The sequence below is a fragment of the Actinomadura sp. KC345 genome, from assembly GCF_004348515.1.
Classification (GTDB): domain Bacteria; phylum Actinomycetota; class Actinomycetes; order Streptosporangiales; family Streptosporangiaceae; genus Spirillospora.
On the sequence record NZ_SMKH01000352.1, the window covers coordinates 1 to 7,330 of the forward strand.

A 7,330-nucleotide genomic window follows, 5' to 3' on the forward strand; every position below is an offset into this window, starting at 1 on the left:
GGCCGATCGTCAGGTAGACCAGGCGTTCCAGCAGTCCCTCGACGAGGAAGTACAGGGCGCGCAGGCCGAGCAGGGCGAACGCATTGGCGGTGAAGACGAGGAACGCGCTCTGGGTGATGCCGTACACCCCGATCAGCGCCATCACCCCCGAGCTCTTCGACCGGGTGATGACGGTGAACGCGAAGTACCCGGCGCTGGCCATGCGCCGGGCGGAGCCGCTGCTGCGCGACGGCGGCCGCGTCGTGAACATCTCGACGCTCAACACCGCGCTCCCCGTCCCCGGCCTGGCGCTCTACTCCGCGAGCAAGGCCGCGCTGGAGCAGCTCACGGCCGTCGCCGCACGCGAGTTCGGCGCGCGGGGCATCACGGTGAACACGGTCTCGCCGGGCACCACCGAGACCGACCTGCTGCGGGAGACCAACCCGCCGGAGGCTCTGGAGCAGACCAAGGCGTTCACCGCCCTGGGACGTCTGGGCGCCCCCGAGGACATCGCCGACGTCGTCGCGTTCCTCGCCGGACCCGATGCCCGCTGGATCACCGGCCAGAACGTCCGCGCCACCGGCGGCCTCATCCTGTAGCACGGCCCGGGGTCAGCGGGTCGTGGACTCCTTCTCCTCGCGGGGCTTCTTCTTGCGGAGGGCGCCGGGCTGGGCCTTCTCCTCCGGGTGGGCGCGGACGCGGAGCAGGCTGGCGACGGTCGTGACGACCAGGATTAGCAGGATCACGACCAGGGAGAGCGGTGTCGGGATCTCCGGGATCGAGTGGGAGACGTCCTCGTGCAGGAACAGCAGGATCAGCTTGATGCCGATCAGGACGAGGATCGCCGATAGGCCGATCGTCAGGTAGACCAGGCGTTCCAGCAGTCCCTCGACGAGGAAGTACAGGGCGCGCAGGCCGAGCAGGGCGAACGCATTGGCGGTGAAGACGAGGAACGCGCTCTGGGTGATGCCGTACACGGCGGGGATGGAGTCCAGGGCGAACAGGAGGTCCGTGCTGCCGATGGCGACGAACACGATGAGCAGCGGGGTCGCGACGCGCCGGCCGTTCTCGCGGGCGAGCATCCGCCCGCCGTGGTAGTCGTCGCTGATCGGGAACAGCTTGCGGGCGCGGCGGACCAGGAAGTTGTCCTCGACGTCGGGTTCCTCGTTGCGGTGCCGGATGAGCTGGATCGCCGTCCAGATCAGCACGAGGCCGAAGAGCAGGAAGGTGAAGGAGAACAGGCTGATGGCCGCGCCGCCGATGGCGATGAGGATGACGCGCAGGACCAGCGCCGCCGCGATGCCGAACAGCAGCGTCTTCTGCTGGTACTCGTCCGGGACCTCGAACTTCGCCATGATGATGACGAAGACGAAGAGGTTGTCGACCGACAGGCTCTTCTCGACGATGTAGCCGGAGTAGTACTCCGTGCCCGCGGTCGACCCGGCGAAGGACCAGACGGCGAGGCCGAACAGCAGCGCGACCAGGATGTAGAAGACCGACCAGAAGGTCGCCTCCCTGATCCCGACATGGTGCGGCTTCCGGACGGCGACCACGAGGTCGAGGGCGAAGAGCGCGATGACCAGCCCGATCGTCGCGGCCCAGGCGGCTGCCGATACTTCGATCATCCATGGCTCCAAGCGGTACGGGGCATCGGCTGTCCTATAACCGTTCTACGGGCGCTTATACCGTCGCGGTCCCGGTCCGCGCCGAAGCTCGGCCCCGCCCCGGGGTTCAGTACACGAGCGCCTGGACGTCGTCCATCGTGATCTCCTCGACGAACGTCGGGGCGCCGGCGATGCGGATGCCCGGGAGGACGTCGTCCGGGCCGATCTCCCGGCGCGCCGCGCACTGGGTGCAGAGGGTGACGCGCCCGGCGGAGAGGATCAGGGCCAGGAGGTCGTCCAGGGGGGTGGCGTGGGGGAGCGAGAACTCGGCGGCCCGTCCGGGCAGGGAGAACCAGGCGGATTCGCCGGTCAGCCAGAGGGAGACGGGCACGCCGCTCGCGGCGGCGGCCCCGGCCACCGTGAACGCCTGGTTGCAGCGCTCGGGCGCGTCCGCGCCCGCCGTGACCTTGATCACCAGTGGTCTCGCCATAGCCCGCACTCTAGTCCCGGCCGGCGCGTAGCATCTCGCTCCATGGGTGGGATGGTGAACGCGGGGATCCTCGTCCTCGTCCTGGGGCTCATGGCGGTCGCCGCCGTCCTGCTGGTGGTCCGGCTCGGACGGCTGAAGTAGGGAGCCGGGAAGGCGCGGACGCCGCTACGCTCGGTGTCCATGGATCCTGAGCTGCACCCGGACCTTGAGCCGCTGGCGTTCCTCCTCGGCACCTGGGAGGGCGCCGGCGTCGGCGGCTATCCCTCGATCGAGTCGTTCAACTTCGGTCAGGAGTTGTCCTTCACCCATGTCGGGAAGCCGTTCCTCGTCTACGCCAGCCGGACCTGGCTGATCGAGGAGGACGGCACACTCGGCCGCCCGCTGGGGATGGAGACGGGTTACTGGCGGCCGCGTCCCGACCACGGGGTCGAGGTGACGCTGGCGCACCCGACGGGCATCGTCGAGATCTACGTCGGCACGGTGGCGTTCAGCCGGGTGGAGCTGCAGACGGACGTCGTCGCCCGCACGGAGTCGGCCAAGGAGGTGACGTCGGGGCACCGCCTCTACGGCATGATCGGCGAGGACCTCGGCTGGGCCTTCGACATGGCGGCCATGGGCCACGACCTGCAGTCCCACCTGTCGGCCCAGCTCAAGCGCGTCGCCTGACCCCGGACATGAACGATCCCCGGACCTTCCCGCGCGGTGCGGGAGATGGACAGGACGGGTCCATCGGTCCGGGGACCGGGTAACTGCCTGGGATTCGCCGGTCACCGTCGCGACCGGTTGCCACCGCCGGGGCGGCGGCGCCGAGGCGGAACGGCGACTAGCGGACAGCCACCTCGCGAGTCCTGAAATCAACCATTTCTTGGACCACCTCCTTTCACGCGTACCCCGCACGCTATGCGAGCGCCGCGCGGAGAGGCAAGCGGGTTTTCTCCAGGCTGAACCCCGGGGACCAGGGACTCGGACGCGGCATCGGCACTTAGACTCGGTGCATGGTCGAGTCGTGGCAGCAGGAGCTGCGGGCGAAGGGGTACCGCGTCACCCCCCAGCGCCAGCTGGTCCTTGAGGCGGTCACCAATCTGGAGCACGGGACTCCCGAAGAGATCTGCACCGAGGTCCAGCGCACCGCCCGCGGCGTGAACATCTCCACCGTCTACCGGACGCTGGAGCTCCTCGAAGAGCTCGGGCTGGTCAAGCACGCGCACCTCGGGCACGGGCCGCCGAACTACCACCTGGCGGCCGAGGCCGAGCACATCCACCTGGTCTGCCGCGGCTGCCACACCGTGGAGGACGTCGACCCGCGCGCGGCGGCGGGCATGGCCGGCGTCCTGCAGCGCGATCACGGCTTCGAGACGGACGTGCACCACCTCACGGTGTACGGGCGGTGCAAGGAGTGCCGCACGACATAACCTGGTCGCATGGACAGCCCGCTGCTGCAGACGCCAGGTGCCGTTCCCGCCGACGCGCCCGACCAGGAGGTCGCCGCGCACTACGGGGAGCCTTCGCAGGAACAACGTGCCCTGGCGGACGGGACGGCGTTCGCCGACCGGAGCAACCGGGGCGTGGTCAGGGTCTCCGGGCCCGACCGGCTGAGCTGGCTGCACAGCCTGCTCAGCCAGCACCTCGACGGGCTGAAGCCGTTCGAGCCGACCGAGGCGCTGCTGCTCGGCCCCAACGGGCACATCGAGCACCACCTCTTCCTCGTCGACGACGGCGAGGCGGTCTGGATCCACGTGGAGCCCGGCGCGTCGGCGTCGCTCGCGGAGTTCCTCGACCGCATGAGGTTCATGCTCCGTGTCGAGGTCGAGGACGTGTCCGGCTCCTACGCCGTGATCACGACTCCCGCCGGTGAGGACGACTCCGGGGCGCTCGCCTGGCCGGACGTCGCCGGGACCGTCACCCGCGTCGTCCCCCGCGGCGACTTCCCGCAGGATCTCCGGCCGGCCGGGCTCTGGGCCTACGAGGCGCTCCGGATCGCCGAGCACCGGCCCCGGTTCGGCGTCGACACCGACCACCGGACGATCCCGCACGAGGCGGGGTACGTGGAGACCGCCGTCCACCTGAACAAGGGCTGCTACCGGGGGCAGGAGACGGTCGCCCGCGTCCACAACCTCGGGCGTCCGCCGCGCCGCCTGGTGTTCCTGCACCTGGACGGGAGCGTCGACCGGCTCCCCGCGCCCGGCGACCCGGTGGAGATCCCCGGCGGCCGGACGGTCGGGTTCGCGGGCTCGGCGGCGCGCCATCACGAGCTGGGGCCGATCGCGCTCGCGCTGGTCAAGCGGAACGTTCCCGTGGACGCGGAGCTGCTGGCGGGCGGTGTCGCGGCGGCGCAGGAGGTCATCGTGTCGCCGGAGACCGGCGCGAACGCGCAGATCAATCTCCGGCGCCGCCCGGCGTGACCGCGGGTGGCTCCCCGTTCCCCGGAGCAATATCGTCTGATATGACGATTACTATCAGAAAGCCGCCCGGGGAAGGTGGATTCCTACCGATGGTCGCGAACCTGGGGAAAGAGCCGGCGGCCAGGAGGGGTGCCCGGCGCCTTCCCCGTAGAGAGTCCGCGCTGCTGTGGTGGGCCCTGTTCGCCGCCTTCGCCGGGACCGCCTGGTGGCTCCAGTCGTGGCGGGTCGCACTGCTCGGGCTGCTGACCTGGTGCCTGTACGAGTTCCTGCTCGTCCCGACCCTGTGCCGCGTGCTGAAACGGCAGGGCCATCCCTGCACGCAACGCGTCCGCGGACGCCTGTTCGCCTGCGCCACGCAACACCAGCGGTTGAAGAACGACGCGCTCTGGCGGCTCGCCGGTCTGCGCAACCCGTTCCAGAAGCCGGACGAGGAGGTCGACCCGGAGAACGGCGTCGTCGTCCACTCCTCCAGCGTGCGCGGCCGCCTCACCCCGGTAGACCGCGCCCTCATCCTGCTCGCCGCCCTGGGCACGATCGCCGCCGTCGTAGGCATGATCTATGGCTTCGGCTGATCAGACTTCCACGATCAGGGTTATCGGGCCGTCGTTGACCAAGGAGACCTTCATGTCGGCGCCGAACTCACCCGTTTCGACCTTGGCGCCCAGGTTCCGGAGTTCATGAACGACCGCGTCCACCAGTGGTTCGGCCACCGGGCCGGGTGCGGCGGCGGTCCAGCCGGGACGGCGACCCTTGCGCGTGTCCCCGTAGAGGGTGAACTGGCTGATGACGAGCAGAGGCGCGTTCAGGTCGGAGCACGACTTCTCGTCTTGGAGAATCCTCAGGCCCCACAGTTTCGAGGCCAGCTTGCGGGCCTTTCCGGGATCGTCGTCGTGGGTCACGCCGACCAGGACCATCAGCCCCGGTCCGTCGATCGCCCCTGCGACGCGTCCCTCGACGGACACGCTGGCCTGGCTCACCCTCTGGACTACCGCACGCATGACTGAGGATTCTGCCGCGTATTCTGCCGCTCATGGGAGCAACGACGCTCATCACGGTGGCGCCCACGGGCGCGGAGTCCGCCAAGGCGGACGTTCCGGCCCTGCCCGTCACCCTTGAGGAACTGGTACAGACGGCCAAGGAGTGCGAAGCCGCGGGCGCGGCCGTGATCCACGTGCACATCCGCGATGACGACGCGCAGCCCACGCTCGACCTGTCTCGGTTGAAGGACACCGTGCGGGCTCTGAGGGAGAGCACAGGGCTCATCGTCCAGTTGTCCACGGGAGGCGCCGTCACGGACCCGTACGAGGACAGGCTGCGCGTCCTGGACGCCGAGCCCGACATGTGCTCGCTCACCTGCGGGACGGTCAACTTCGGTGACGACGTGTTCATGAACCCCTGGCCGTTCATGGTGGACCTCTACCAGCGCACCCAGGAGCGTGAGGTCGTCCCGGAGTTCGAGCTGTTCGACCTGGGCCATGTCGCGGCGCTGAACCGCCTCCTCGACAAGCACGGGCTCCCCTACGGCGGGCGCGTCCACTGCGACCTGGTCATGGGCGTGCCGGGCGGCATGCCCGGGGACGCGAGGTCGCTCGTCGCGGCCGTCGAGGCGCTGCCGGAAGGCGCGACATGGTCGGCGACCGGCATCGGCAGGACGTCGCTGCCCGTGCTGCTCGCCGCGCTGTCCGCAGACGGGCACCTGCGGGTCGGCATGGAGGACACGGTCACGTTCGCGCGGCGGCAGCCGGTGACGGCGAACGTCCAGCTCGTCGAGCGGGCCGCGCAGGCCGCCCACCTGGCGCAACGTCCCCCGATGGCGCCCGCGGACGCCCGCGCGCTGCTAGGCATCAAGCTCCGCTGACCGGGGAAGACGCAGGCATGATCAATCCTGTGCTGGTGGAGGTGGAACGGTCCGGATTCGTGGAGTCCCGGCACCGCGGCGCGGCGGTCGGGCTGGCCGCCGACGGGACGGTCGCGGTGCGGGCCGGCGATTTCGAGGCGCCGATCTTCCCGCGCTCGGCGAACAAGCCGATGCAGGCGGTCGCGATGCTGCGGTGCGGGCTCGACCTGGACGGGGAGCTGCTGGCGCTGGCCGCCGGCAGCCACTCGGGCGAGGACTTCCACGTCGAAGGGGTGGAGAAGATCCTCGCCGGTGCCGGGCTCGGGGCCGCGGACCTGCGATGTCCCGAGAGCTGGCCGCTGGACCCGGCCACGCAGCAGGACGTCGCGCGGACCGGCGGCGGGGTGTCCCGGATGCGCATGAACTGCTCCGGCAAGCACGCCGCGATGCTCGCCACCTGCGTCACCGCCGACTGGCCGAGGGAGTCCTACCTGGACGCCGGCCACCCGCTGCAGATCGCCGTCCGGGAGACGGTGGAGGAACTCGCGGGCGAGCCGGTCACGGCGGTCGGCGTCGACGGCTGCGGGGCGCCGCTGTTCGCCGTGTCCCCGGCCGGAGTGGCGCGGGCGTTCCGGGCGCTCGTCCTGGCCGGGCGGGGCGAGCCGGAACGGCGCGTCGCGGACGCGATGCGCACCCACCCGCAGTGGACGTCCGGCACGCGGCGCGAGGAGCGGCGGCTGATGGACGCCGTCCCCGGCCTGCTGGTCAAGTGCGGCGCGGAGGGCGTGGACGCGTTCGCCGCCGCGGACGGGCGCGCCGGTGCCGTCAAGATCGACGACGGCGCGATGCGGGCTCGCACGCCCGTCACCGTCGCCCTGCTGCGCGCCCTGGGCGTCGAGGAGGCCGCGGACCCCGGAATGACCGACAAGGCCGCGCTGGACGAGCTGTCGACCGTCGAGGTACGCGGCGGAGACACCACAGTGGGCACCATCCACCCGACCCCCGGCGCCTTCACCCC

The 7,330-nt window shown here is 70.6% G+C and carries 10 protein-coding genes and 1 pseudogene; 7 read left to right on the plus strand and 4 right to left on the minus strand.

Going from position 1 to position 7,330, the window contains the following annotated elements; genetic code table 11:
- Positions 1-202 (minus strand): annotated as a pseudogene (locus E1281_RS34915) (hypothetical protein); the annotation flags it as partial.
- On the opposite strand from E1281_RS34915, the gene E1281_RS34920 reads away from it, so the two are divergent.
- Positions 117-578 (plus strand): SDR family oxidoreductase, encoded by a 462-nt coding sequence (locus E1281_RS34920; protein WP_131883977.1) that lies wholly within the window; start codon positions 117-119, stop codon positions 576-578. The pseudogene E1281_RS34915 and the gene E1281_RS34920 overlap by 86 nt on opposite strands.
- A 12-nt stretch (positions 579-590) precedes the next feature.
- Here the strand turns inward: E1281_RS34920 and E1281_RS34925 are convergent, their stop codons facing one another.
- Together E1281_RS34925 and E1281_RS34930 are read right to left on the minus strand one after the other, a co-directional pair.
- Entirely contained in the window at positions 591-1,604 is a 1,014-nt protein-coding gene (locus E1281_RS34925; RefSeq protein ID WP_131883978.1) for a TerC family protein, read from the minus strand.
- Between the two features lie 106 nt (positions 1,605-1,710).
- Positions 1,711-2,073 (minus strand): DsrE family protein, encoded by a 363-nt coding sequence (locus E1281_RS34930; protein ID WP_131883979.1) that lies wholly within the window; start codon positions 2,071-2,073, stop codon positions 1,711-1,713.
- A 180-nt stretch (positions 2,074-2,253) separates the two neighbouring features.
- Here E1281_RS34930 and E1281_RS34935 point away from each other — a divergent pair, with 180 nt between their 5' ends.
- The 4 genes from E1281_RS34935 (at position 2,254) to E1281_RS34950 (ending at position 5,047) form a co-directional block, all read left to right on the plus strand.
- Positions 2,254-2,739, plus strand: coding sequence for an FABP family protein (locus tag E1281_RS34935; protein WP_131883980.1), 486 nt, complete (start codon positions 2,254-2,256; stop codon positions 2,737-2,739).
- Positions 2,740-3,068: 329 nt separating this feature from the next.
- The gene (locus E1281_RS34940; RefSeq protein ID WP_131883981.1) at positions 3,069-3,485 is read left to right on the plus strand and encodes a transcriptional repressor; all 417 of its coding nucleotides are present in this window, start codon (positions 3,069-3,071) and stop codon (positions 3,483-3,485) included.
- A gap of 9 nt (positions 3,486-3,494) precedes the next feature.
- A complete protein-coding gene (locus E1281_RS34945; protein WP_131883982.1) occupies positions 3,495-4,475 on the plus strand; it encodes a folate-binding protein YgfZ in 981 nt (326 codons plus the stop codon).
- Between the two features lie 89 nt (positions 4,476-4,564).
- Positions 4,565-5,047, plus strand: coding sequence for a hypothetical protein (locus E1281_RS34950; protein ID WP_131883983.1), 483 nt, complete (start codon positions 4,565-4,567; stop codon positions 5,045-5,047).
- On the opposite strand, the gene dtd is transcribed toward E1281_RS34950, so the two are convergent.
- Positions 5,048-5,473, minus strand: a complete 426-nt coding sequence (gene dtd / locus E1281_RS34955; protein ID WP_131883984.1) for a D-aminoacyl-tRNA deacylase — start codon at positions 5,471-5,473, stop codon at positions 5,048-5,050.
- A gap of 32 nt (positions 5,474-5,505) precedes the next feature.
- Here dtd and E1281_RS34960 point away from each other — a divergent pair, with 32 nt between their 5' ends.
- Together E1281_RS34960 and E1281_RS34965 are read left to right on the plus strand one after the other, a co-directional pair.
- A complete protein-coding gene (locus E1281_RS34960) occupies positions 5,506-6,333 on the plus strand; it encodes a 3-keto-5-aminohexanoate cleavage protein (protein ID WP_131883985.1) in 828 nt (275 codons plus the stop codon).
- A gap of 17 nt (positions 6,334-6,350) precedes the next feature.
- Positions 6,351-7,330 (plus strand): asparaginase (locus E1281_RS34965; RefSeq protein WP_131883986.1); only part of this gene is annotated, 980 nt, incomplete at its 3' end.